This is a genomic window from Streptomyces xanthophaeus, assembly GCF_000725805.1.
Taxonomy (GTDB): domain Bacteria; phylum Actinomycetota; class Actinomycetes; order Streptomycetales; family Streptomycetaceae; genus Streptomyces; species Streptomyces xanthophaeus.
This window is the reverse complement of the sequence record NZ_KL647134.1, coordinates 103722-123392: the sequence shown is the minus strand read 5'-3', so window position 1 is coordinate 123392 and position 19671 is coordinate 103722. Positions and strand designations below refer to the sequence as shown.

The following is a 19671-nucleotide window of genomic DNA, read 5'->3' as shown; positions in this document are numbered from 1 at the left end:
GATATTGACGCGTCGCGGTGATGAGAAGTCAATGGATTGGTTTCGCCCGAAGCACACACACATTGATGTCCCATCAGCTCGGGTCCGCGGAGGGGGCTGCGGCTGGGACGGGCGGGACGGGCGGGGGCTATTGGCGGACGGACGGACGGACGGACGGACGGGCAGCGGGCGGTGGCCGGCGGGCGGTGGCGCCGGGCCGGACGGGGGCCGTCCGGCCCGGGGCGCCTCAGCCCGTGGCCGGGGTGTGCAGCAGCAGGTTCGGCGTACCCGCCGGGAGCCCGGTGATCCCGTCCGGCACGGCGCCGCGCACCAGCGCGTCGGTCACCTGCGCGGGGGTGCTCGCCGGGCTGCCCGCCAGGACCAGAGCCGCGGCGCCCGCCACGTGCGGGGCCGCCATGGAGGTGCCGGACGACCGGGCCGTGGCGGTGGGCGAGCCCCTCCAGGCCGAGGTGACGGCCACGCCCGGCGCCGAGAGGTCCACGCAGGGGCCGTGGTTGGAGAACAGGGCCCGCCGGTCCGAGGCATCGGTCGCGCCGACCGTGAGGGCCTGGGGGACGGCCGCGGGGGAGCCCCCGCAGGCGTCCCTGCCGTCGTTCCCGGCGGCCACGGTGACGGTGATCCCGGCGGCGACGGCCCGCTTCACCGCCTTGTCCAGGGCGGCGCTGCGGGTGCCGCCCATGCTCATGTTGGCCACCGCCGGGGTGCCCGGTCTGCGGGCCGCGTCCTTCACCAGCCATTCCAGCCCGCCGACCATCGCCGACAGCCGCCCGGAACCACGGCAGTCGGCCACCTTCACGGCGACCAGCGAGACCCCCTTCGCTACCCCGTAGGTCTTCCCGCCCACGGTACCCGCGACGTGCGTGCCGTGGCCGTTGCAGTCCCCCGGCGGCTGAGGAACACCCCGTTGTAGCCGGACCGGGCGCGCCCGCCGAACTCCTCGTGGCCGGTGTCGATGCCGGTGTCCACGATGTACACGGTGACGCCCTCGGCCGTGGCCGGGTACGTGTACGAACCGTCGAGCGGGAGCCCGCGCTGGTCGATGCGGTCCAGCGGCCAGGGTGCCTGCGGCTGCGTGTCCGTGGTGCGGAACTCGGCGTCCGGCTCCACCGAGGCCACCCGCGGGTCGGCGGCGAGGGCGGCGGCCCGGGCGGCGGTGGTGCGGACGGCGAAGCCGTGCACGAGGGTGTCGTAGACGGGCCCGACCTCGTCCCCCGCCTCGGCCGCCTCCGCGGCCAGGGCGCGGGTGGGGGCGCGCGTGGCGCCGTCCGCGAGGAGCACGACGTAGGGGGCGGTGGGGGTCTCGGCGGCTGCGGTGGGCGCCACGGCGGTCGCCGCGGCCAGCAGGGCGGTGGCCGGGAGGAGCGTGGTCAACGCGGTCAGTGCGGTCATGCCGCCGATGCTTCGCGAGCGCCGGTACGGGCGCGCGGAGGGTGCGCCGTGTGGCCGCACGACACGCCGCCGCGGGGGCTACGCGGACGCCGGGTTACGCCCTGCTCTCGGGGGTGGTGGTCCATCCGCGCATCGTGAAGACGCCCTCGTCGTGGGAGCCGGCCGAGGCGTACGTCGCCAGGGCGGCCTCGTTGTCGGTGTCCACGCCCACCCACATGCCGTAACAGCCGCGTGCGGCGGCCTCGTCGGCGAGCGCCAGGGTCAGGGCGCGGCCGATGCCCAGACGCCGGTGCCCCTCGTCCACGGAGAGCTCGTACAGGCACATCTCGGTGCCCTTGTCGGGGTGGGTCATCTCCACGCCGGAGACCATGCCGACCGGTACGCCGTCCACATAGGCGAGGAGCATCAGGTGCCCCGGCGCGGCCAGGAAGCGCTCCGACCAGTCCTTGCGGGCGGGCCCGTCGAAGAGGCTCTCGGCGGCTTCGATCTCGGCAGTCGTCACGGCCCGTCGGATGTCCATGTCGGCCACGATAATGAGCCACGTGGAACACGGGGAAGCGGATTTCGGTACGGCGTGGCGGGCGGCACCGCAGGCGGTCAGGCGGGCCCTCCAGCTCGCCCACGAGGCCTTGATGGCGGGCGGCCTGGCGGTGGGCGCGGTGCTCACGGACGCGGAGGGCACGGTGCTGGCCGAGGGCCGCGGGCGAGGCCTACGAGGACGGCCCCGGCCGAGGGCCCGTGCGGGGGACGCCGCTGGCCCACGCCGAGATGAACGCGCTCGGAGCGGCCCGCACGCAGTGGGACCTCGGCTCCGCGGTGCTGTGGAGCACGCAGGAGCCCTGCCGGATGTGCGCGGCCGCGGCCCGGTTCACGGGCGTGGGCCGGGTGCGGTACCTGGCGCCCGACCCCTGGGCGTTGACGGATGGCTCGTCGGGCTCCTCCGGGGCGGACGCGCAGGGCGAGACGGAGTGGCTGCTGGCGGCGAACGTGATGTTCCTGCGCAGCGTGGCGGTGGCCTTCGAGGACGATCCGGGCGAGCCGGAGATCCTCAGCCACCACCGGGGCGTCGAACCGGAGACGGCGGCCCTGCACGACGCGGTCCCGCCGGGCCTTCCCGCGGTCGGCCCCGCCGAGGAGTGGCTGGCCGGGATCTGGCCGCAGCTGACCGCGGCAGCGGTCCGCCGGAGCCTGCGCACCTGACCTGCCTGACCTGCCTGACGTATCTGGCGGACCCGGCCTGATCGCCGGGACCGCCGCTGTCAGCCGCGCAGCGCGAGGGCGGCTGCGTAGCCCGTGGGGGCCGGGAGGTCCGACAGGAGCCAGCCCGGGACGCGGGCCGGGGCGGCGGCGGAGCCCACGTACGGCTCCGCCACGCCGAGGGCCAGACCGGTGCCCGTGGCCTTGAGGTAGGCCTCCTTGCGGGACCAGACCCGGGCCAGCGCCGTCCGCCGGTCCGCCTCGGGCAGGGCGGTCAGCTCGGCCGTCTCCGCGGGGTGCAGGGTGGTCAGGATGTCGGCGGCCGCGGCCGCGCCCGGGATGCCCTCCACGTCGACGCCGACCGGCACCCCGGCGAAGGCGAAGTAGGCCACGTCCTCGCTGTGCGACAGGGAGAAGTGCACCGCGCCCCCGGCCACGGCCGGCCGGCCGTGCGGACCGCCGCAGCACGGGCAGTCCTCGCGGACCAGGGTGACCCTCTCCGGAGCCAGCCCCAGGTAGCCGCCGAGCAGCACCCGCAGCCCGACGTGCGAGGCGAGGTAGCGGTGACGGTCGGCCTCACGCAACAGCCGTCCCGCGCGGTCGCGTTCGGCCGCGTCCAGCATCGCCGACGCACCGTCGAGCGGGTGCCCGCCGACCACGTCCCGCGTGATGTCCAGGGACCACACCGTCGCGTCCGCGCCCCTGGGGAGCGCCCCGGTCCGCGGTGCGTCGCCGTCGAGCTGGTTCACGTATCCGATCACCCGATGAGCCTAGACGAGGGCTCCGCCGGGCGCAGGACCGCACGGGTGCGACGGTATGAGGCCCTCACGGCAGCCCCGGCCCGGTGGCGGGCGCGGACGGGCCGTGGAGCAGACTTCAGGCACGGACAACCGACAGAACCGACGACGAGGTGCTCACGCGCATGACGGCCGGCATGGACAGAAACACGTGGTTCCGCATCTACGCCGCGAAGGGCACGCCCCGGCGCCGGCTCGTGGTGCTGCCCCACGCGGGCGGCTCCGCGACCTTCTTCCACGGCTGGGGCCGCGCCTTCGGGAACGACACCGAAGTCCTGGTGGCGAAGTACCCGGGCCGCCAGGAGCGGTTCGCCGAACCGTGCATCGACAGCATGGACGTGCTCGCCGACGAGGTCACCGCGGCTCTGCTGCCCTTCGCCGGTACGCCCCTGACGCTGTTCGGCCACAGCATGGGCGCCTCGCTGGCCTACGAGGTGGCGCTGCGCCTTGAGGCCAGACACTCCGTGCGGCCCGCCGCCCTCCACGTCTCCGCCCGCAAGGCCCCGCACCGGGTGACGCCGCGCAACATCCACCAGCTCGGCGACGCCGCACTGATCGCCGAGGTGGCCGCGCTCGGCGGCACCGACACCGCCATGCTGGCCGACCCGGACGTCCAGGAGCTCGTACTGCCCGCGCTCCGTGCGGACTTCACGATCGTGGGCACCTACGGGCCGCGCAGCGCCGTCCCCGTCGGCTGCCCCGTCCACGCCTGGATCGGTGACGCGGACCCGCACACCTCGGTGGAGGAGATGCAGGCCTGGGGCGACGTGGCCCCCCGCGGGTTCCAGCAGCGGGTCCTGCCCGGCGGCCACTTCTACCTCGTCGAGCAGCACGATGTCCTGCTGCGGGGGATCGCGGAACAGCTGGTCCCCGCCGCCTGACCGGACCCGCGCCGAGCCCTCCGCGCCACCTTTCCCGCCCTCAGCGACCTCCGTGGCCCCAGCGCCCTCCGCGCCCTCAGCGGCCGGAGGGTGCGCCGGCCTGCCCCGCGGGGGTGCGGGCCGCGTCGGGGGAGAGGGTGCCGTCGGTCCACGCGTAGACGTGCCGCCCGCGGACCGCGACCCGGTACTGGTGGACATCCCGGCACTCGGCCCGCTCCTCAGCGCCGGTGTCACCGGGCCACCACCGGGCGGCCGGCCTGGGCCCGGACATCGGCTTCGCAGTGCCCGCCGTGCACTGCGGGCCATCCAGCGGGGTCGCCCCGAGCGTGAAGCGGATCAGCCGGGCCTGGCCGTCGGTGTGCGCCCGTATGCGGACGTCGGTGGCGTCCTTGGGTATCCAGGACGGCAGGACGAACGCGGTCCTGCCGCGGGTGGGCGCCTCGGCGGCGGTCACGAAACGCCTGCCCTTCTCATGGAACACCTGGGCGTTGATGGTCTCGGTCACGGGGTTGGGCGGCAGGTTGGGCAGGGCGAAGGCGGCGCTGGCGAGGGCCCCCAGGACGGCGGCGACGAGGACGAACGGACGGCGGTTCATGCCCTCCAGTCTCGGTCCGCGGCCCCGCGCGGCGCGTCCCTCCCCAGGACGAACCTCCGCCCGGCCGCAGGTCGCACACGCCGTCATACCTGAGTCCCGGTCCTACCCCTCGGGAGGGAGGCCAGGCCCCCGCCGGTCCCCCGTACGACCCAGTAACCCCGCGCCCCCCGCGGGCGTTGGCCGGGAGCGACCCGTCAGCCGCCCCACCGGCCCGTCCCGAGGAATGCCATGCGCCGCCGTACCGGATCCGTTCTCACGTCGGCGGCTGCCGCCGCCCTCCTCCTCATGTCGGCGGCCACCGCCCAGGCGGCGGTCCCCGCGGACAAGCCGCAGGTGCTGAGCCGTTGGACGCAGAGCGACTCCGCCAGTTACCAGGCCTGGGCCGAGGCGCGCGGGAACCGGGAGGCCTGGAGCGCGTACGGCTTCGACTGGTCGACCGACTACTGCACCGCCTCCCCGGACGAACCGCTCGGCTTCCCCTTCCGCACGGCCTGTGCGCGCCACGACTTCGGCTACCGCAACTACCAGGCGGCGGGGCAGTTCCCCGCCGCCAAGGCGCGTCTGGACGATGCCTTCCACGCCGACATGCGGCGGGTCTGCGCCCAGTACGCGGGCGCCCGGCGCGGCACCTGCGAGAGCACGGCCTGGACCTACTACCAGGCCGTCCGGATCTTCGGCGTCCCCGGGCACGCCACGGCCGCCCCGGAGCCCGCCCCCGAGTCCGTTCCCGAGTCCGTTCCCGCTCCCGCCGCCCGGCCCTGACCGCGCAGGGCGACGTCAGCCGCCCAGCCTCCTGCGCAGCGCCGCGATGTGCTCGGGCGTCGTCCCGCAGCAGCCGCCGACCAGGTCCAGCCCGTACCGTTCGACCCGCTCCGCCATCGACTCCGCGAACTCCTCCGGCCCGCAGGCGACCGGGACGTAGTGGTCCACCGGAGTCCAGTCGGCGACCCCGGAGCGGTCCTCGACGTTCGGATAGGCCCCGACGGGGACCGTGCCGTGCTTCGCGAGCACCGACAGCGCGGCGTCCAGGTCCCCCAGGGCGACGCAGTTGACGAGGACCGCCCCGGCCCCGGCCGCCGTGACCGCACGGACCGCGTCCTCCAGTGGTTCGCCGGACAGCAGCAGCCCGCCCTCCCGGCAGACGAAGCTGACCCAGACCGGAAGGCCCGCGCGGACGCAGCTCTCCGTGACGACGACGGCCTCGCGGACCGTGTTCAGGGTCTCCGCCAGGACGAGGTCGACCTGCTGCTCCGCCAGCCGGGCGGCCAGCCACCCGTGCTCCACGGCGAGTTCGTCGTCCGGCGGCACCAGGTCCGACCGGTAGCAGTCCTCGGCCGTGGTCATCCCGGCGGCGACCCGGACCGGCTTCCCGCCCGCCCCAGGAGCCCCCGCCCCAGGCGCACCCGCCGCGGACCGGGCGTCCGCGACGGCCCGGTGCACCAGCTCCCGCGAGAACGCCTCGTCGGCGCCCGCCGCCCGCAGCGCACGCAGATTGGTGCGGAAGGTGTTCGCCGTGACGAGACCGGCCCCGGCCGCCCGGTAGGCACGGTGGATTCCCCGCAGCAACTCCCGGCCCGCGTCGTCCAGCAGCGCCTCGCTGGTCCACCAGGGGTCCGTGACGGAGCGGCCGAGCCGCTGGAGCTCGGTGCCCTTGGGGCCTTCCAGGACGGTGACGCTCACAGGGCCTGGCGCAGGTCGGCGGCAAGGTCGCGGTGGTCCTCGATGCCGACGGCCAGCCGGATCAGGTTGTCGGAGATCCCCAGGGCCTTGCGGGTCTCCGCCGGCACCGGCCGGTGGGTCATCAGCGCCGGGCACTCGATCAGGGAGTGCACGCTGCCCAGGCTGACGGCGACGCCGAACAGCTCCACCCGCTTGAGGAGGTCCTGGGGGTCGCCGAGGTACTCGAAGGAGATGATCGATCCGAATCCGGACATCTGACGGGCCGCGACGGCGTGGTGCGGGTGCGCGTCCAGCCCCGGGTAGTGCACCTTGCCGGCCTTCGGCGAGGCGAGCAGCTCCTCGGCGAGCAGCGCGGCCGTGCGGTTCTGCCGCTCCACGCGCAGCGACATCGTCTTGAGGCCGCGGTGCAGCAGGTAGCAGTCCAGGGCGCCGGGCACGTTGCCGTAGGAGGTGCGGTAGGCGAAGAACTCCTTGTGGTGCTCGTCGCTGTTGTAGACCAGGGCTCCGCCGATGACGTCGGAATGGCCGGATATGAACTTCGTGGTGCTGTACAGGGAGATGTCGGCGCCGAGTTCCAGGGGCTGCTGGAGCGCCGGGCTGGCGAAGGTGTTGTCCACCAGTACGGGGATTCCCGCGGGCCGGGCCAGCGCGCTGATCGCGGCGATGTCGGCGATCTTCAGCAGCGGGTTGGTCGGCGTCTCGACCCAGATCAGGCCCACGTCGTCGCCGAGGGCGCCTTCGAGCGCCGAGGGGTCCGAGAGGTCGCGGTACTCCACGGTGATGCCGTACTTGCCGAGGCTGGAGAAGAGGGAGTAGGTGCCGCCGTAGACGTCGTCGGAGGAGATCAGCCGCTGGCCCGGCGAGAGCAGGGACAGGGCGGTGGCGCCGGCGGCCTGTCCCGAGGAGAAGGCCAGTGCGTGGGCGGCGTCCTCCAGGGAGGCCAGGCACTTCTCCAGGGCCTCGCGGGTGGGGTTCTCGCCCCGGCCGTAGAAGTAGCGCAGGTCGCTCTGCGCGCGCTGCTCGAAGGTGGTGGCGAGGTGGATGGGCGGCACGATGTCCCCGGTGCCGTCGGCCGCCTGCTGACCGACCTTGACGAGCTTGGTGTCGAACTCCATGAGGGCGAACGCTCCTGAGGGTACGGAGGGGAAAGTGGGAGGTCAGACGGCCTTGACGGCGGTGAAGGCGTAGCTGAGGCAGGGAACGCGCAGTGAGGTGTCCTCGGTCTCGAACTCGCGGGCCGCGCTGAGGAAGGCGTTCCACGTGCGCGGGTCGCGTTCGTCGCCGAAGCGCTGGGCCACCTGCCCGCGCAGCCACCCGGGCAGCAGGTCCCAGGAGAACTCGGCGAACTCCTCCGCCGACTTCGGAGTGAAGGACAGCGGGTACTCCTCGTACGAGACCTCCGCGAACCCCGCGGCGCGCAGCCGGCCGGCCAGGGCGGCCGGATCCGACATGGCGAACGGCCCGGGGATCCCGGCGGGCGGAGCGTCGAGCCCCAGCCGGGCGCCGACGATCCCGAAGGCCAGGCTCAGCAGCGGCACCTGGGGTGCGCCGGCCCAGACGGCCGCGGTCAGCACCCCGCCGGGGCGCAGCAGCCGGTGGGCCGTGCGCAGCACCGCGTCGGCGTCGGGCAGGAACATCAGGCTGAAACGGCTGGTGACGGCGTCGAAGGAGGCGTCCTCGAAGTCGAGCTGCTCGGCGTCCACCTCAAGGAACTGCGTGTTGTCCAGGCCGAGCTCGCCGGCCCGGCGGCGGGCCGCGCCGAGCATGTCCCCGGCCTGGTCGGTGCCGACGACGGAGCCCTTCGCGCCGACGAGCAGGGCCGCGTCGAGGGCGGGCTGCCCGGTGCCGCTGCCGAGGTCGAGGACCCGGGACCCTTCGACGAGGGCGGCCCGGTCCAGCAGCCTGTGGGTGACGGGCGCCGCTCCCGACTCGAAGAGGCCGTACCAACGGTCCCAGCCGGAACTGAGGTTGTTCCAGTTGTCCTTCTGCTGCGCCTTGAAGACGACCGGGTCAAATCCTGCGGTGGTCACTTCCACACCCCTCGTTCTTGTTTGTCTGTACGTGCGCGGCCCGCCGGGCGCGGCGCGGCGCGTTGCGCCCGGCAGGGCCGGTGTGGCGGCCGGGCCGCCGGACCGTCAGCTGGCCAGGAAGCGGTCGTTGGGGTGCTCGTTCGACCAGAAGCCCTTCTCGACGGACTTCAGGGACTCGACCAGCAGGTCCACCTCGTCGCGGGTGTTGTAGACCCCGAAGGACGCACGGACGGTGCCCACGACGCCGAGGCCGTCGATGAAGGGGACCGCGCAGTGCACACCGGTGCGGGTGGCGATCCCGAAGCTGTTGAGGTGGTTGCCCACGTCGTACGGGTGGAGGCCGTCGACCGAGAAGGAGACGATGCCGCCCTGGGGCGCCTGGGCGCCGTAGACGGTGACGCCGTCCAGTGCCCGCATGCCCTCGGCGGCGCGGCCCGCGAGCTCCGCGTCGTGGGCGGCGATCCGGTCGAGGCCGATTTCCTCGATGTAGTCCATCGCGGCGGCCAGGCCCACGGCTCCGGCGATGTTCGGGGTGCCCGACTCGAAGAGGTGCGGCGTGGGGAAGACGGTCAGCGGGCCGTCGTACGTCACGTTGCGGACCATGCCGCCGCCGAGCAGCAGGGGCTGCATGCGGCTCAGGTGCTCGGCCTTGCCGTACAGCACCCCGATGCCGAGCGGCCCGTACATCTTGTGGGCCGAGAAGCAGTAGAAGTCGGCGTCCATCGCGGTCACGTCGACCGTGCGGTGGGCGACGGCCTGGGCGCCGTCGACGACCACGACGATGCCGCGTTCGTGGCAGAGGGAGATGATCTCCGCGACGGGGGTGAGGGTGCCCTGGACGTTGGACACGTGGGCCACGGAGACCAGCTTGGTGCGGTCGGTCAGCTGGGCGCGGAAGGCGTCGAGGGACACCTCGCCGTGCGCGTCGACCGCCGCGATCTTCAAGGTGGCGCCGGTCTGCTCGCACAGGTGGCGCCAGGGCAGCAGGTTGGAGTGGTGCTCCAGGCCGCTGATCAGCACCTCGTCGCCGGCGGAGACGATCTGCGGGCCGAAGCCCTGGGCCACGAGGTTCACCGATTCCGTGGTGCCCTTGGTGAAGACGATCTCTTCGCTGTCGCCGGCGTTGATGAACCGCTGCACGCGCTCGCGGGACTTCTGGTAGCGGCTGGTGGCGCGCATGCTCAGGGTGTGCACGCTGCGGCCCACGTTGCTGTTCTCGTGACAGTAGAAATGGTGCATCGCGTCGAGCACCTGAAGGGGCTTCTGCGTCGTGGCCGCATTGTCGAGGTAGACCGGCCGGATTCCGTCGAGATCGGCCTCCAGGATGGGGAAGTCTGCGCGGACGTCCCGGCTGAAGTCAATGGGGGAGTGAGTGGTGTCGGCCATCAGTTCACCTGCTTGAAGAGAGAGAAGAACCCGTCCATCAGCTCATGTGGCAGTGGCGTGGTCTTCTGTGGCGAGTAAGGCCGGTCCCGAGGCGGAACGTAATCCTCTGAACCGGGTGAAGGAATCCGTCCGCGGGAATCCCTGAGGTGCGGCCCGTAGTAGAACCAGCAGATTTGACTGACGGTCTCCGAGAGAAGAACCGGATGGCAGTCCGCCGGATACATGTGACTGTGGTCCCAGGCTGCCAAGTGTTCGCCATGTGCGGTGAAGGGGTTGCCTCGCGCAATGTGGCCGAAGAAGTCGTGCACGGCACGGAAGACGTCGTTGTGGGCGAACCGGACTCCGTCGATGACGTATTCGGAGGGTTCGACCATCGGATGGGTCACGGCGTCGGGAGTCGAACCGCTCTCCCCGTGACCCAGGCTGGTCAAGTACACATAGAGAGTGCCTGAGTTGACCACTTCGCGCCATAAATGCGCCGAACTTTTGTACGGCTGCCCGCCCTCTAACCACGGGCGGACGTGGACCCCTGCCCGGCGCATCGCCTCGAACTGCTGCCCCGTCTCCAGCTTGAGGATCTCGTACTGGCGCCGTGTCTCCGGGTCCTCGGCGGAGTCGGGGGCGCTCGCGTACCAGTCGGCAATGGTGAGGCAGAGGCTCTCGTCGAGTTCGAGCTCGACCAGAGTGGGGAGTCGATGTCCTGGAGCTCGGAATTCCACATATCGCCGGGCTATGGACATCGCGTCGACCCTCATCCTGTCCGCCTTCCCGGCGACAGGGTCCGCTTAGTCGAGCGGTGGAGCTGAGGATCCGCGGTCGGATCCGAGAGGAAGATCGTTAAAGGTAAATCGCAGCTGGAGGGCGCCTTAACGGCGCACCTACATCGCCCCCGTGCCTCACTCATAATCAAACCCCCTTTCGGCGCTAGAACTTAACGTTCGAAGTCCACCACCACAAGAGCTTTCGGCCAAGTCGATCAGTCGATGACCGGAGGTTCGTTCGATGTCTGAAAATCGACGGTCTGCACACCGGGCGCTCCCACTCCTGCACACGGCATGCATCTCGCCCCTACACTCACCGAATTGTGTGATCAATTCACCGAGGAGGTGACGACGCGTGAACCCCCGACCTGGCGTGACGACCGCGGCCGCCGGCGGAACAGCCACCCCATCCCCCTCTGCGGGACCATGGAGACTGGTCCTGCTCTGCGGTGTCCAACTGCTCATGCTGCTCGACTTCTCGATCGTCAACGTGGCCCTGCCTCGGATCGAGACCTCGTTAGGCTTCTCCCACAACGGCGTCCAGTGGGTCGTCAGTGCGTACGCGCTGACCTACGGCGGCCTGCTGCTCCTGGGCGGACGGCTCAGTGACCAGCTCGGCCGCCGCCGGATGCTGGTCCCCGGCCTCGCCCTCTTCGGCCTGGCCTCCCTGATCGGAGGCCTCGCCACCAGCCCCGGCCTGCTCGTGGCCATGCGCGCGCTCCAGGGCGTCGGGGCCGCCTTCATCGGGCCCGCCGTGCTGTCCCTGATCACCACCGGCACCGCCCCCGGGCCGGAGCGGAACAAGGCGCTGGGCTGGTTCAGCGCCGCCTCGGCCAGCGGTTTCGCCATCGGCGTCCTGGCGGGCGGGGTCCTCACCCAGCTCACCGGCTGGCGCTGGGTGTTCTTCGTCAACGTGCCGCTGACAGCCCTCGCGATCCTCGCCGCCTACCGGCTCATCCCGGCCGACGGCAGCCGGTCCGGCGAGAACCGCTACGACGTGCCGGGGGCGATCCTGTCCACCCTGGGCGTCAGCGGCGTCATCTACGGACTCACCACCCTCGGCGGGGACCGGGCCACCGGCCTCGCGGCCATCGCCGCCGGCCTCGTGATGCTGATCTGCTTCGTCGTCGTCGAGAGCCGGTCCTCGAACCCGCTGGTGCCGCTGAGCATCTTCCGTACGCGCAGCGTCTCGGTCGCCAACCTCGCCGCGCTCCTGGTCCCGGGCGTGATGGGGGCCGTGGCCCTGGCCCTGTCGCTCTTCCTCCAGCAGGTCCAGCAACGGGACGCCCTGGAGACCGGACTGGTCTTCCTGACCCTGGGCGTGGCCGTCGTCTTCGCCGGTCCCATCGCGGCCATGCTGGTGACCAAGATCGGCCCCAAGGCAGTGTGCGCGGGCGGCTCCGTGATCGTCGCCGCGGGCGTGTTCGTCCTCAGCCGCATCACCCCGGACTCCTCCTACGCCGCCGTCCTGCTGCCGGGTCTGGTGCTGACAGGCATCGGTTTCTCGTCCTTCTTCGCGGCCTCCACCATCACGGCCACGATGGACGTCCCCGCCGAGCAACAGGGCCTGGCGGGCGGCCTGCTGAACGCATCCGTGCAGTTCGGAACGGCCCTGTGCGTCGCGCTGCTGATGGCCGTCGCCGAGGGCGGTGCGGATGCGGACGACGTGGTCTCCGCCGCGACAAGGGCCGAAAACTACGGGAACGCCTTCGCCATCGGAGCGGCCGTCGCACTCGCGACCGCCGTACTCGTCCTGGTGGCGCTCCCGGGCCGGTCCCGCGCCGGTGCGAAGCAGCAAGAGAGCTGAACCCGGGCCGTCGCACCCAGTGCGCCGAGCCTGGTCAACTACCCATATATCTGCCTAGGGTTGAGACATGACTGATCTTCCTCAGCACGACATCGCCGACCCGTCGCTCAGGGCTCAGGGAGTCGCCCGCATCGAATGGGCGGAGCGCTCCATGCCCGTTCTGCGGCAAATCCGGGAGCGCTTCGCCAAGGAACGGCCCTTCGAAGGCCAACGGTTCGCGGCGTGTATGCACATGACCACGGAGACCGCCGTCCTGCTGCGGACGCTGAAGGCGGGCGGCGCGGAGCTCGCCGCCTGCGCCAGCAACCCGCTGTCCACGCAGGACGACACCATGGCGGCCCTGGTCCACGAGTACGGCATCAGCGTCTTCGCCCGCAACGGCGTCGACCGCGACGCGTACTACGCGCACATCAACGCGGCGCTCGACATCCGTCCCGACTTCGTCTTCGACGACGGCTGCGACCTGGTCAACACCCTCCACACCACCCGCAAGGAGCTGCTCGAAGCCATCAAGGCGGGCTGCGAGGAGACCACCACCGGTGTCGTGCGGCTGCGCCAGATGGCAGCGGACGACGCGCTGCGCTTCCCGGTGGTCGCGGTGAACGACACGGACACCAAGCACATGTTCGACAACCGCTACGGCACGGGACAGTCCTCCCTGGACGCGATCATGCGCGCCACGAATCTGCTGTTCGCGGGCAAGACCGTGGTCATCGGCGGGTTCGGCTACTGCGGCAAGGGCCTGGCCGAGCGGGCCGCGGGCCTGGGCGCGCACGTCGTCGTCACCGAGATCGACCCCACCAAGGCGCTCGACGCGACCATGCAGGGCTACCGGGTCATGCCGATGCTCGAAGCGGCCCGGATCGGCGACGTGTTCATCACGGTCACCAGCAACCGCGGTGCGCTGCGCCCCGAGCACTTCGAGGTCATGAAGGACGGGGCGATCCTCGCCAACGCCGGTCACTTCGACATCGAGGTGGACGTGGCCGGGCTGGGCGAGATGGCGGTGGAGAAGCGTTCGCGCATCCGCCACCAGACCGACGAGTACATCCTGGCCGACGGCCGCCGCCTGCTGCTGGTGGCGGAGGGCCGGCTGGTCAACCTCGGTGCGGCCGAGGGCCACCCCGCCTCGGTGATGGACATGTCCTTCGCCGACCAGGCCCTGACGGCGGAGTGGCTCACCAAGACGTACGCGTCGCTGGAGCCCGGTGTGGTCGACGTGCCGACCGAGATCGACAAGCACGTGGCCCGGGTGAAGCTGGAGACGATGGGCATCCAGATCGACACCCTGACCAGTGACCAGGAGACGTACATGAACTCCTGGGAGTTCGGGTCCTAGTCGCAGGACCTGCCGCAGGTGAGGTCCGCCGGGCCGGGAGTGCGCTCCCGGCCCGGCGGGCCGGTCCGTCCCGGGCCGGTCCGTCCCGGGCCGGTCCGTCCCGGGCCGGTCCGTCCTCCAGCGGCCGCCGGGTCCTTCAGCGGCCGGTCGGCGCCGCGACGGTCACCGCGGTCATGACCAGGCCGTCGCGGGCCAGCCAGCGGCCGGTGAACACCTCGATCCGCCGCCCGCCGACCACCGGTCCGGGGCGCAACAGGCGTGCCGAGAAGTCCCCCGTGGCCCCGTCGATCTCGATGTCAGCCTCCTCGAAGGCCAGTTCCTGCTCCGTGAGCGGGTACCAGGCCTTGAACACGCTCTCCTTCGCGCTGAAGAGGATCCGGTCCCACGGGATCGCGGGGGAGCGGTCCGTCAGCGCGCGCACCGACCGCTGTTCGCGGGGCAGCGCGATCGTGTCCAGGACGCCGGCGGGCAGCGGACGATGCGGTTCGGCGTCGATGCCGATCGCCGCGGCGTCCGCGGAGCGGGCCACGGCCGCCGCCCGGTAGCCCGCGCAGTGCGTCATGCTGCCGACCACGCCGGAGGGCCACTGGGGCGCCCCGCGCCGGTTGGTGACCAGGGCCACGGGAGGCTGCCCGAGCCGGCCCAGCGCGCGGCGCGCGCAGATCCGTACGGTGGTGAACTCGCGCTGCCGCGAGGGCACCGCCTTCGCGATGAGCGGTGCTTCCTCCGGGAGGATGCCTTCGCCGGGCTCCAGCAGGGCGCCGGTCAGGTCGCCCCGCGCCTCCACCGACACCACGCCGGTGGGCAGGATCTCCTGGATCACTGGGTGTCGCCCTCCGCCCGGGGCGGCAACGGCAGGATCTGGCGCAGGGGTTCGCGCGGGGGCCGCGGGCGCCACTCGCGCGGGTAGCCGAGGGAGACCTCCTCGAAGCGGACCCCGTCGCGCCAGATGACGCGGGGGATGTGCAGGTGTCCGTAGACGACGGAGACGGCGCGGAAACGCTTGTGCCAGTCGGCGGTGAGTTCGGTGCCGCACCACTGGGCGAAGTCGGGGTAGCGCAGGATCTGCGTCGGTTCGCGCGTCAGGGGGAAGTGGTTGACGAGGACGGTCCGTTGCCCCGGGTCGAGCGCGGACAGCCGCCGTTCGGTTTCGGCCACCCGGGCGCGGCACCAGTCGTCCGCGGCGGGGTAGGGGTCGGGGTGCAGCAGGTACTCGTCGGTGCAGACGACCCCGGCCGCGTGGGCCCGGCGCAGCGACTCCTCCTTGGTGTCGGCGCCGGGCACCCGGAACGAGTAGTCGTAGAGCACGAAGAGCGGGGCGACGGCGACGGGTCCGTCCGCCCCCTCCCACACCGGGTACGGGTCCTCGGGGCTGGCGATGCCCAGGCTGCGGCAGAGCTCGACGAGGTGCAGGTACCGCTTCTCGCCGCGCAGGTCGACCGGATCGTCCGGGTGCGTCCACAGCTCGTGGTTGCCGGGCGCCCAGATGACCTTCGCGAAGCGGTCGGCGAGCAGCTTCAGCGCCCATTCGACCTTGGCGTACTCCTCGGCGACGTCACCGGCGACGATCAGCCAGTCCTCGTCCGAACCGGGCCGCAAGGACTCGGTGACGGCGCGGTTCTCCTTGTGGACGATGTGCAGATCACTGACGGCGAGCAGCCTGCCGTTCCCCACGGTTCCCCCCTTTTCCGGTGCCGTCTCCGGCAGCCGTTCCGCACGGGTGCCCGATTTTAGGCGAAGGACCCCGGCGGGCCGGGGAAATGGCTGCGGTCCGGCGCGGAAGGTGTTTTGCGCCGCCGCTGCGAGGGGGCCGCAATTGTGCCGCTGACCTGCATGAAAGCCCTCCGCTGGGGAGGGCTTGAGGGTGTGAGGAAAGAGTGCCCCCGGCAGGACTCGAACCTGCGGCCAAGTGCTTAGAAGGCACCTGCTCTATCCACTGAGCTACGGGGGCCGGAAGGTGGCCGTGGTGGCCTGGAGCCCCTTTGGTGGGGGTGGGACTGGGGTCCGTGCCGGGTCAAGGATAGGGCTCCGGTTGCCTTGTCCCGGTTGCTTCACTCGCGTGCCACGATGTGGAGGTTCGGTGAAGCGGTCCCGATAATCGCAGGCAGGTGCGATTCTCGCACCGCTTTTGCGCCGTGGCGCCCTGGGTGTTGTGCACTCGTTATGCCTGCGCCCCACTCGTCTGGTTCATCCAGAATGTCCCTCTGGAGTCGCGGTCGGCGCGCAGAGGACGTATAAGCTTCAAAAATGGTCCTAAATTGGGCATTCTTCGCATGTGGTGACCTTGGATGTACGGCCTCAGCTGCTCGATGCCCTGTCCGCCCTGCGCGACCGGGTCGCGTCCGTGCGTCTGCCGCTGCCTCTGCCCGGCGCCCCGCGCGCCCGCCAGACCAGAGCAGAGCTGCTCGCGCAGCTCGACGACTATCTCGTACCCCGGCTGAAGGCGCCCGAGGCGCCGCTGCTCGCCGTCGTCGGCGGGTCCACCGGGGCCGGTAAGTCCACCCTCGTCAACTCCCTCGTCGGACGGCAGGTCAGCGAGGCAGGGGTGCTCCGCCCCACCACGCGTACCCCGGTGCTCGTCTGCCATCCGGATGACCACCACTGGTTCGCCGGAATGAGGGTGCTGCCCGACCTGATGCGCGTGTGGGTGCCGCACGGCGAGGACGAATCCCTCCCCGCCGCCCGGGCCCGCTCCCGCGACCGAGGCCCCGCCACCGGCAGCCACGGCTCCGGCCACGCCACCCGCGAGATGCGGATCGAGACCGTCTCCACCCTGCCCCGCGGCCTCGCCATCCTCGACGCCCCCGACATCGACTCCCTCGTCGTCGAGAACCGCACCCTCGCCGCCGAACTCATCTGCGCCGCCGACGTCTGGGTCATGGTCACCACCGCCTCGCGGTACGCCGACGCCGTGCCCTGGCACCTGCTGCGCACCGCCAAGCAGTACAAGGCCACCCTCATCACCGTCCTCGACCGGGTCCCGCACCAGGTGCTCGCCGAGGTCTCACGGCAGTACGGGGCCCTGCTCACCCGCGCCGGACTGGGCGAGGTGCCCCGGTTCACCGTGCCCGAACTCCCGGAGTCGGCGGGCGGCGGCGGCCTCCTGCCGGCCAGCGCCGTCGCCCCGCTGTACGCCTGGCTCGCCCACCACGCCCAGGACCCGGCGGCCCGCCAGTACGCCGTCGGGCGCACCGCACTCGGCGCACTGGACTCCCTAGGCCGCCGGATGCCCGAACTCGCCTCCGCCGTCGCCGCCCAGCACGCCGCCGCCGTACGGCTGACCTCGGCCGTCGAGGACGCGTACAAGCGGGAGGGCAGGCGGGTGCGCAACCGGCTGGACCGCGGGGCCGTCCTCGCCGGGGACGCCCTGACCCGGTGGCGCGGCTACCCCCTCGACACCAGCCACGACGAACTGCTGGACTCCCTCGCCGAATCCCTCGCCGCCCTGCTCCAGTGCGCCGTCGCCGCGGCCGACGAGCGGATCGCCGCCGCCTGGCGGCTGGAACCGGCCGCAGGTGCGGTGCGGCTGCCCGCACCCGACAAGGAGGCGGGCGAGCGCATCGGCATGGCCGTACGGCGCTGGCGGCGCGTCCTGGAGGAACTCGCCGAGGAGGAAGTGGCCCGGCTCGACAAGCAGCCCCCGCCCGACCCGGACGGCGTCGCCGCCCTGCTCGTCGCCGCCCTCCTCGGCGGCAAACGGGCCCGGCCCGCAGGCGAGAAGCTCGCCGAACGCATCGGCGCCCAGGCCGCCCTGCGGCTGCGCGACCGCGGCGCCGAGCTGGTCGGCGACCACCTCGACCAGGTGCTGCGCGCCGAACGGGACCGCCGGCTCGCCCCCCTGGAAGCACTCGAAGTGACCCCCGAACCACAGGCCGAGCTGATCGCCGCGCTGTCCGTACTACAGAAGGAGAGGTGACGCGGTGACCGCCCTGACCGACCGCACCGACGACCGCTGGGACGACGGACTCATCGCGCGCTCGCGCCACCGGGACGTCGACCAGGACCCGGACGACGGCAGCGAGGAGGGCGACGAGGGCGACGACGCGCTCGTACGGGCCCTCTCCGGCGCCGGCAGCGACGGGGGCAAGGTCCCCGCGCCCCCGCTCAGCCCCGAGGGCCAGGCCCTGCGCGCCCGCCTCGACGCACTGCGGCAGCTGGTGGGGCTGTCCCGGACCCGGCTCGACGGCAAGACCCTCGCCGAGGCGGGCCGCGTGCTCGACGAGGCCGCGGCGCGGCGCGGACTGTCACCGCAGCACACGGTCGTCGCGATCGCCGGAGCCACCGGAAGCGGCAAGTCCACGCTCTTCAATTCACTCGCCGGAGTGCAGATCTCCGAGACCGGCCTGCGCCGCCCCACGACCGCGGCGCCCATCGCGTGCAGCTGGTCGGACGGCGCCGCCGGGCTCCTGGACCGGCTGGAGATCCCGGGACGGCTGCGCCGCAGGCCCCGGGAGACCGCGGAGGCCGAGGCGCTGCGCGGGATGGTCCTCGTGGACCTGCCGGACCTCGACTCGGCGGTCGGGGCGCACCGCGACCACGTGGACCGGGTGCTGGCGCTGGTCGACGCGGTGGTGTGGGTGGTCGACCCGGAGAAGTACGCGGACGCGGTGCTGCACGAGCGGTACCTGCGGCCGCTGGCCGGACACGCGGAGATCACCTTCGTCGTGCTGAACCAGGTGGACCGGCTGCCCGGCGAGTCCGCCGACCTCGTCCTGGACGACCTGCGCCGCCTCCTCGACGAGGACGGCATCGCCCTCGGCGAGTACGACGAACCCGGCGCCACCGTGCTCGGACTGTCCGCGCTCACCGGTGAGGGCGTCGGGGAGCTGCGCGAACTCCTCGGACAGTTCACCCAGGAGAAGGGCGCCGCGACCCGGCGCATCTCCGCCGACGTGGACCGGGCCGCCCTGCGCCTGCGCCCCCTGTACGTGGCCGAAGGGCACTCCGGGCCGGAGATCGGGGAGTCGGCGCGCGCCGAGTTCGAGGACCGGCTCGCCGAGGCGGTCGGCGCGTACGCGGCCGGGCTCGCCGCCGAGCGGGCCTGGCGGCGCAACGCCGGGAAGGCCTGCGGGACGCCGTGGCTGCGGCTGTGGCGGTGGTACGAGGGCAGGCGCGCCCCGCGCACCCTGGCGGGCCTGGCCGCGCTGGCGACCATCGGCGGCCGCACTCCCGTGACGGAGCAGCCGCCGGTCGAGGAGGAGGTGACCGCGCGTCAGCGGGTGGAGCAGGCCGTACGGGTGGTGGCCGACGAGGCGGTCGCGGGCCTGCCCGAACCCTGGGCCCAGGCCGTACGGGAGACCGCGGTGCGCGGCGCCGAGCACCTGCCGGAGGCACTGGACGAGCTGGCCGTCACCCTCGGGGCGGCGGTCGCGGTACCGGCCGTGAAGCCGCCGAGGCCCACCTGGTGGCCGGCAGCGGTGCTGGGGCAGGCGGCCATGACGCTGCTCCAGATCTTCGGCGGGCTGTGGCTGGTCGGGCAGATCGCCGGGCTCCTGGAGCCGAAGCTGCTGCCGCCGGTCCTGCTGATGGTGGCCGGGATCATCGGTGGGCCACTGGTGGAATGGGCCTGCTCCATCGCGGCGCGCGGCCCGGCCCGCCGGTACGGGCAGGACGCCGAACGGCGGCTGCGGCAGGCGGCGGCGGGGTGCGGCCGGGCCAGGGTGCTGGAGCCGGTCGCGGCGGAGCTGCTGCGCTACCGGGAGGTGCGCGAGCAGTACGCGGCGGTGGCCGGAGGGGGGAGCAGGTTGTCCACAACCCGCCAGTAGTCCACAGGCCGGAGCGGGATCCGGGGGACGGCGCCAGCATGGTC

At 72.5% G+C, this 19671-nt stretch carries 19 protein-coding genes and 1 tRNA gene; 7 read left to right on the top strand and 13 right to left on the bottom strand.

Translation table 11 applies throughout. The features are described from left to right. Positions 1-226: 226 nt before the first annotated feature. The 3 genes from IO30_RS47380 to IO30_RS0135055 form a co-directional block, all read right to left on the bottom strand. Positions 227-844: a S8 family serine peptidase gene (locus IO30_RS47380; protein ID WP_237403457.1), complete on the bottom strand. Its 618-nt coding sequence runs from the start codon at positions 842-844 to the stop codon at positions 227-229. After that, on the bottom strand, positions 820-1389 hold the full coding sequence (locus tag IO30_RS47375) for a protease inhibitor I9 family protein (RefSeq protein WP_237403458.1): 570 nt from the start codon (positions 1387-1389) through the stop codon (positions 820-822). Before IO30_RS47375 ends, IO30_RS47380 begins: the two co-directional genes overlap by 25 nt. 94 nt (positions 1390-1483) lie before the next feature. Further along, complete coding sequence (locus IO30_RS0135055; protein ID WP_031149917.1) at positions 1484-1909, bottom strand: GNAT family N-acetyltransferase; 426 nt, start codon at positions 1907-1909, stop codon at positions 1484-1486. 218 nt (positions 1910-2127) lie between these two features. Here IO30_RS0135055 and IO30_RS42455 point away from each other — a divergent pair, with 218 nt between their 5' ends. Further along, positions 2128-2589 (top strand): deaminase, encoded by a 462-nt coding sequence (locus tag IO30_RS42455; RefSeq protein WP_237403459.1) that lies wholly within the window; start codon positions 2128-2130, stop codon positions 2587-2589. A 59-nt stretch (positions 2590-2648) separates the two neighbouring features. Here IO30_RS42455 and IO30_RS0135045 read toward each other — a convergent pair whose 3' ends face one another. After that, positions 2649-3347 (bottom strand): 4'-phosphopantetheinyl transferase family protein, encoded by a 699-nt coding sequence (locus IO30_RS0135045; protein ID WP_031149916.1) that lies wholly within the window; start codon positions 3345-3347, stop codon positions 2649-2651. 173 nt (positions 3348-3520) lie between these two features. On the opposite strand from IO30_RS0135045, the gene IO30_RS0135040 reads away from it, so the two are divergent. Beyond that, positions 3521-4264, top strand: coding sequence for a thioesterase II family protein (locus IO30_RS0135040; RefSeq protein WP_234321914.1), 744 nt, complete (start codon positions 3521-3523; stop codon positions 4262-4264). Between the two features lie 76 nt (positions 4265-4340). Here the strand turns inward: IO30_RS0135040 and IO30_RS0135035 are convergent, their stop codons facing one another. Further along, on the bottom strand, positions 4341-4859 hold the full coding sequence (locus IO30_RS0135035) for a hypothetical protein (RefSeq protein WP_031149913.1): 519 nt from the start codon (positions 4857-4859) through the stop codon (positions 4341-4343). Positions 4860-5087: 228 nt separating this feature from the next. Between IO30_RS0135035 and IO30_RS0135030 the strand changes: the two genes are divergently transcribed. Continuing rightward, positions 5088-5621 (top strand): phospholipase, encoded by a 534-nt coding sequence (locus IO30_RS0135030; RefSeq protein ID WP_037896056.1) that lies wholly within the window; start codon positions 5088-5090, stop codon positions 5619-5621. A 15-nt stretch (positions 5622-5636) separates the two neighbouring features. Here IO30_RS0135030 and IO30_RS0135025 read toward each other — a convergent pair whose 3' ends face one another. From IO30_RS0135025 to IO30_RS0135005, 5 genes are all read right to left on the bottom strand, one after another. Further along, on the bottom strand, positions 5637-6539 hold the full coding sequence (locus tag IO30_RS0135025) for a homocysteine S-methyltransferase family protein (RefSeq protein ID WP_031149910.1): 903 nt from the start codon (positions 6537-6539) through the stop codon (positions 5637-5639). Beyond that, positions 6536-7654: a trans-sulfuration enzyme family protein gene (locus IO30_RS0135020; RefSeq protein ID WP_031149908.1), complete on the bottom strand. Its 1119-nt coding sequence runs from the start codon at positions 7652-7654 to the stop codon at positions 6536-6538. The genes IO30_RS0135025 and IO30_RS0135020 overlap by 4 nt, the downstream gene beginning before the upstream one ends. Before the next feature lie 42 nt (positions 7655-7696). Continuing rightward, on the bottom strand, positions 7697-8569 hold the full coding sequence (locus tag IO30_RS0135015) for a class I SAM-dependent methyltransferase (RefSeq protein ID WP_051902790.1): 873 nt from the start codon (positions 8567-8569) through the stop codon (positions 7697-7699). A gap of 105 nt (positions 8570-8674) precedes the next feature. Continuing rightward, positions 8675-9955 carry an aminotransferase class V-fold PLP-dependent enzyme gene (locus tag IO30_RS0135010; protein ID WP_031149904.1) on the bottom strand — a complete coding sequence of 427 codons (1281 nt, stop codon included), beginning with the start codon at positions 9953-9955 and terminating at the stop codon, positions 8675-8677. Then, entirely contained in the window at positions 9955-10710 is a 756-nt protein-coding gene (locus IO30_RS0135005; RefSeq protein WP_051859790.1) for a hypothetical protein, read from the bottom strand. The genes IO30_RS0135010 and IO30_RS0135005 overlap by 1 nt, the downstream gene beginning before the upstream one ends. A 361-nt stretch (positions 10711-11071) precedes the next feature. Here IO30_RS0135005 and IO30_RS41395 point away from each other — a divergent pair, with 361 nt between their 5' ends. Together IO30_RS41395 and IO30_RS0134995 are read left to right on the top strand one after the other, a co-directional pair. Next, positions 11072-12523, top strand: a complete 1452-nt coding sequence (locus IO30_RS41395) for an MFS transporter (protein WP_324617566.1) — start codon at positions 11072-11074, stop codon at positions 12521-12523. Between the two features lie 67 nt (positions 12524-12590). Further along, positions 12591-13862, top strand: a complete 1272-nt coding sequence (locus IO30_RS0134995) for an adenosylhomocysteinase (RefSeq protein WP_031149898.1) — start codon at positions 12591-12593, stop codon at positions 13860-13862. A gap of 136 nt (positions 13863-13998) precedes the next feature. Here the strand turns inward: IO30_RS0134995 and IO30_RS0134990 are convergent, their stop codons facing one another. From IO30_RS0134990 to IO30_RS0134980, 3 genes are all read right to left on the bottom strand, one after another. After that, positions 13999-14685 (bottom strand): 4'-phosphopantetheinyl transferase family protein, encoded by a 687-nt coding sequence (locus IO30_RS0134990; RefSeq protein WP_031149896.1) that lies wholly within the window; start codon positions 14683-14685, stop codon positions 13999-14001. Further along, the gene (locus tag IO30_RS0134985; RefSeq protein WP_031149894.1) at positions 14682-15536 is read right to left on the bottom strand and encodes a metallophosphoesterase family protein; all 855 of its coding nucleotides are present in this window, start codon (positions 15534-15536) and stop codon (positions 14682-14684) included. Before IO30_RS0134985 ends, IO30_RS0134990 begins: the two co-directional genes overlap by 4 nt. 204 nt (positions 15537-15740) lie before the next feature. Beyond that, positions 15741-15813: transfer RNA gene (locus tag IO30_RS0134980), tRNA-Arg, on the bottom strand. A 333-nt stretch (positions 15814-16146) separates the two neighbouring features. Here IO30_RS0134980 and IO30_RS0134975 point away from each other — a divergent pair. Next, positions 16147-17778, top strand: a complete 1632-nt coding sequence (locus IO30_RS0134975; protein WP_031149892.1) for a dynamin family protein — start codon at positions 16147-16149, stop codon at positions 17776-17778. Positions 17779-17782: 4 nt separating this feature from the next. Beyond that, positions 17783-19627: a GTPase gene (locus IO30_RS0134970; protein ID WP_031149890.1), complete on the top strand. Its 1845-nt coding sequence runs from the start codon at positions 17783-17785 to the stop codon at positions 19625-19627. Positions 19628-19671 lie beyond the last annotated feature (44 nt).